General features: G+C 60.4%; 5 protein-coding genes. 2 read left to right on the top strand and 3 right to left on the bottom strand.

The features are described from left to right. A partial coding sequence (locus WCA53_RS09240) for a sigma 54-interacting transcriptional regulator (RefSeq protein WP_423908278.1) occupies window positions 1-1,166 on the top strand: 1,166 nt, incomplete at its 5' end. A gap of 48 nt (window positions 1,167-1,214) precedes the next feature. Here WCA53_RS09240 and xth read toward each other — a convergent pair. From xth to WCA53_RS09225, 3 genes are read right to left on the bottom strand one after another with little or no spacing between them, the layout of a single operon-like run. Further along, on the bottom strand, window positions 1,215-1,991 hold the full coding sequence (gene xth / locus WCA53_RS09235; RefSeq protein WP_423908275.1) for an exodeoxyribonuclease III: 777 nt from the start codon (window positions 1,989-1,991) through the stop codon (window positions 1,215-1,217). Between the two features lie 39 nt (window positions 1,992-2,030). Then, window positions 2,031-2,405, bottom strand: a complete 375-nt coding sequence (locus WCA53_RS09230; RefSeq protein ID WP_423908272.1) for a hypothetical protein — start codon at window positions 2,403-2,405, stop codon at window positions 2,031-2,033. A gap of 23 nt (window positions 2,406-2,428) precedes the next feature. Continuing rightward, window positions 2,429-2,608 (bottom strand): hypothetical protein, encoded by a 180-nt coding sequence (locus WCA53_RS09225; protein WP_423908270.1) that lies wholly within the window; start codon window positions 2,606-2,608, stop codon window positions 2,429-2,431. Between the two features lie 267 nt (window positions 2,609-2,875). Here WCA53_RS09225 and WCA53_RS09220 point away from each other — a divergent pair. Further along, a partial coding sequence (locus tag WCA53_RS09220) for an amidohydrolase family protein (protein WP_423908268.1) occupies window positions 2,876-3,166 on the top strand: 291 nt, incomplete at its 3' end.

The raw sequence follows: 3,166 nt of genomic DNA, 5'->3' as shown, positions 1-3,166 counted from the left end.
AACTGATCCGGCGCGCCGTCGACGAAAGCATGCGAGGGGAAGCCGCGTACGACAACAGCGTTACGGAAACGCCCGAAATGCTGGGTCAGGCGTCGGCGATGCAGGACATGTTTCGCGCCATCGGCCGCTTGTCGCACTCGGCTGCCACCGTGCTTATCACGGGCGAATCAGGCACCGGAAAGGAGCTTGTCGCGCGGGCACTGCACCGCCATAGCCCGCGCGCGAACGGCCCGTTCATCGCGTTGAACACGGCCGCGATTCCGAAGGACTTGCTCGAGTCCGAGTTGTTCGGTCACGAGCGCGGCGCGTTCACCGGTGCACAAGCCATGCGCCAAGGGCGTTTCGAGCAAGCCGAAAACGGCACTCTGTTCCTCGATGAAATCGGCGATATGCCGTTCGACTTGCAGACGCGGCTGTTGCGCGTGTTATCCGATGGGCAGTTTTATCGCGTAGGCGGGCACAACCCGTTGAAGGCCAACGTGCGGGTGATTGCCGCGACCCATCAGAACCTTGAATCGCGTGTGCGTCAGGGACTGTTTCGCGAGGACTTGTATCACCGGCTCAACGTGATTCGTTTGCGCTTGCCCGCTTTGCGCGAGCGAAGCGAGGACATCCCCTTGCTAACCCGGCATTTCCTGCAGAAAAGCGCGAGGGATCTGGGTGTTGAACCGAAGCGCGTGTCCGAAGATGCGCTGGGGTTCCTGGCGTCGCTGCCGTTCCCCGGTAATGTCCGCCAACTCGAAAACCTGTGTAATTGGCTGACGGTGATGGCCCCGGCGCAGACGATCGAGCAAAAGGACCTGCCGCCGGATCTCACGCCAACACAGGAATATGCCGGGGAAAGCACGTCGCTGACGGTGTCGTCGGTGGCGGACACGGGTGGCGTGCCGGGTGGGGGCGCGTCAAGCGGTTCGCCTGCTGCGCACGGCTCTTCCGCTGGTGTGGCGGCGAGCGTTTGGGAAAACGGCTTGCGAACGGAAGTCGCTCGCTTGCTGCGTGAAAACACAGCGGACGTCATGGATGAACTCGCGCGGCGGTTCGAAGCTGCCGTGATCCGCGAAGCGCTCGACTTTACGCGTGGCCGGAAAGTAGAAGCGGCAGAGCGCCTGGGTATTGGCAGGAACACAATCACGCGCAAGATTCAGGAATTGCATCTCGACGCGTGATGGTTTGAAGCGGCCGCGTGCAGATGTGCGCGGCCGTCGCTTTTCACTTCAACTGAGTGTCGCGATCACTGGGGCATGATCCGACGGCTGCTCCCACTTGCGCGGCACTTTATCGACCTCGCACGCCGTGCAGCGTGCGGCGAGTTGCGCCGACAATAAAATGTGATCGATGCGAAGTCCCGCATTGCGCCGGAAGCCGAGCATTCGATAATCCCACCACGTGAAAAGCTTTTCCGGTTGCTCGAACTTGCGGAAGGCATCGGTGAGACCGAGTTGCACGAGTTCGACAAAATGCGCACGCTCCTCGGGCGACACGAGATTTTGACCTTCCCAAGCCTTCGGATCATGCACGTCGCGATCTTCGGGCGCGATGTTGTAATCGCCGAGCACGGCGAGTTGCGGATAAATCTTCATCTCGCCTTCGACCCAGTCCCGAAGCGCTTCCAGCCAACGCAACTTGTAGGCGAATTTCTCGGTACCCGGCGCCTGGCCGTTTGGAAAGTAGGCCGAGACGATCCGCACACCTTCAACGGTCGCCGCGATAACGCGTTGCTGCGGGTCTTCGAAAGCGGGGATGTTGCGCACGACCGTGGTTTCATCGACCGCGAGCGTGTCGCGAACCAGAATGGCGACGCCGTTGTACGTCTTCTGGCCGGCGAACCAGCTTTTATAGCCCGCGGCTGCGAGTTCGGCGCGGGGGAATTTGTCGTCGGTGAGTTTGAGTTCCTGCAGGCACAGCACGTCTGCACCGCTCGATGCAAGCCAGTCGATGACGTGTTGCTGGCGGACCTTGAGGGAGTTGACGTTCCAGGTGGCGATGCGCATTGATTTTGTCTCGGGCTTGATGAGCGGGGATGGGCTAGATCACATCGAAGCCCGCATTTTAATCCCTGGCGCGGCGGCGAGCCTCTCGCTGAGCACCTCAAAAATCACCGAATACGTTGAACAGCGCGACGGCCCCGCCATACAAAGCGTTAGCTTGTTGGCCTTCAGAAGGCCGGCCAAGATCTGGCTTGAGAATGGCGAGGCAAAGAGAAGGACAAAAGGAAAAATCGCGGCGCCGGCAAGAAAGTCGTTTCGCGAGTCAGGGCTGACGATGGTTCGATACAGGGTCGCGCCATTGTTCAACGCGAGCGCAAGCACTCGGCGCTTGCGGCATTTGGTGCCGCACCAGGATACGGCCACGCCGACCGTGCCGGCGTCCACCCATCCACCGTCGAACTCGAGGCCGAGAAACATGGCGTAGCCAGAACGAGCGCGTACTAGACGAGGTTGAAGACTCTGATGGCAGCAAGACCGCCACCGACCGCCGCGCCGATTGAACGGAGATCGAATGAGGTCGCAATGGGCCAGAAAAGCAGGAACGTTCCGACCAGGGCGGAGCTAATCAACGCACAGCTTGCAACGGTTCGCAGTCTGTTGAATGTGGTGCGTGCGTTCATAGGGAACTCCTAATTGGGCCGTGCCGGTGTGGTGGCGTTTTTAACCTTGCTTTCAAAGGCAAGGTCCGATGCTAGCCTGCAATCGCCTACACCGGTTTGAGGGCGCACAAAATTTGACATCGCAGGGGGCGGTCGACGGCGCGCGTTGGCGAGGGACCGGTAGGCCGGTCGGATAACGTATCAAAATCCAACGACCCGGCATCACGCCGTCCCTTTCTGTCCCGCTACAATCGTCCCACCAGTCAGAAGATTTTGGAGGACGACCTCATGGACTTGATTATTCGCCGCGCGGCCCTCAGTCGATCTCGCGATCCGGTGGACTTGGGCATTGAAGGAGGGCGATTTGTCGCGATCGAGCCGCGCCTTGAAGCAACTGCGCCGACTGAAATCGACGCCGCTGGTTCGCTCGTGACCGCGCCTTTCATCGATGCGCATTTTCATATGGACGCCACGCTGTCCTACGGTTTGCCGCGCGTGAACACGTCGGGGACGTTGCTGGAGGGCATCGCGTTGTGGGGCGAACTCAAGCCTGAACTGACGCAGCAAGCCCTCGTCGAT

This window comes from Caballeronia sp. (genome assembly GCF_049581465.1).
GTDB lineage: Bacteria > Pseudomonadota > Gammaproteobacteria > Burkholderiales > Burkholderiaceae > Caballeronia.
This window is presented reverse-complemented; position numbering and strand designations above follow the sequence as displayed.